Source organism: Bartonella sp. AC329YNZD, from assembly GCF_042196685.1.
In the GTDB taxonomy this organism is placed as follows: domain Bacteria; phylum Pseudomonadota; class Alphaproteobacteria; order Rhizobiales; family Rhizobiaceae; genus Bartonella.
Window position 1 is genome coordinate 1 of the sequence record NZ_JBHIQS010000082.1, and the last position, 1,104, is coordinate 1,104.

Below are 1,104 nucleotides of genomic sequence, written 5' to 3' on the forward strand. Positions count from 1 at the left end.
GAAAAGGTTCAAACTTATTTGGAATGGGCGCAAGAGCATGGAGAAAATGGAACTGATATTGGGATTGATTTGGTCGCTACAATCCGTGATGAAGGAGGCTATGCGGCTATTCAATGTAAATGCTATGATGCTTCTCACATAATTAAAAAAGAAGATATTGATAGTTTTATTGCTGCCTCGGGCAAAAAGATCTTCACCCGTCGCATACTGGTTGATAGCACCGAAACAGATTGGAGTGACAATGTTGAACTGACTTGTGAAGGACAAGAGGTTCGTATTCAACGGATTAATCTATTTGATTTGGAAAGCAGTCAAATCGATTGGGGGGCTTATAAAGAACAAGGACAAGCTGTTCTTAAAGAGAAACCGAAGAAAAAGCTTTTAGATCATCAGAAAGAAGCCCTTGAGAAAGTCTGTGAAGGTTTACAAGAAGCAGACCGTGGCAAGCTCATTATGGCATGTGGAACGGGGAAGACTTTTACAAGTCTTAAGATAGCAGAAACCATAGCAGGTCAAGGCAAGCGGGTATTGTTTCTGGTGCCCTCTCTCGCTCTTATCTCTCAAACAATTCGTGAATGGACAGAAGATACAGAAGTGCCTTTGCGTTCCTTTGCCGTGTGTTCGGATACACAAGTGGGTAAGCGTCGTAAGAATAATAAAAATGATGCTCTTGAATTTGATAGCTCTGATCTTGCCTTGCCTGCAACAACGGATGCAAAAGAACTGGCTAGCAAAGCGGGTAAGGTTTCACATGATCTGATGACCGTGGTGTTTTCTACTTACCATTCAATCCAAGTGATTTCGGATGCGCAAAAAAAGTATGATTTATCCGAATTTGATCTGATCATTTGCGATGAAGCCCATAGAACCACTGGGGCTTCATTGGGAACTGACGACAATGAATCTGATTTTATCAAGGTTCACGATAACAGCATCATTCAAGGCAAAAAACGTCTGTATATGACAGCAACGCCTAAGATCTTTACTGATGATGCCAAAAAGAAAGCCGATGAGATCAATGCTGTTCTAGCGTCTATGGATGATGAAGAGCTCTATGGAAAAGAGCTTTATACCTATACTTTCTCAAAAGCCGTTCAGAATGAA

General features: G+C 41.2%; 1 protein-coding gene. It reads left to right on the plus strand.

Features of this window, described 5'->3' with window-relative positions:
- Positions 1–1,104 (plus strand): DEAD/DEAH box helicase family protein (locus ACFIMW_RS09305; protein WP_375608899.1); only part of this gene is annotated, 1,104 nt, incomplete at both ends.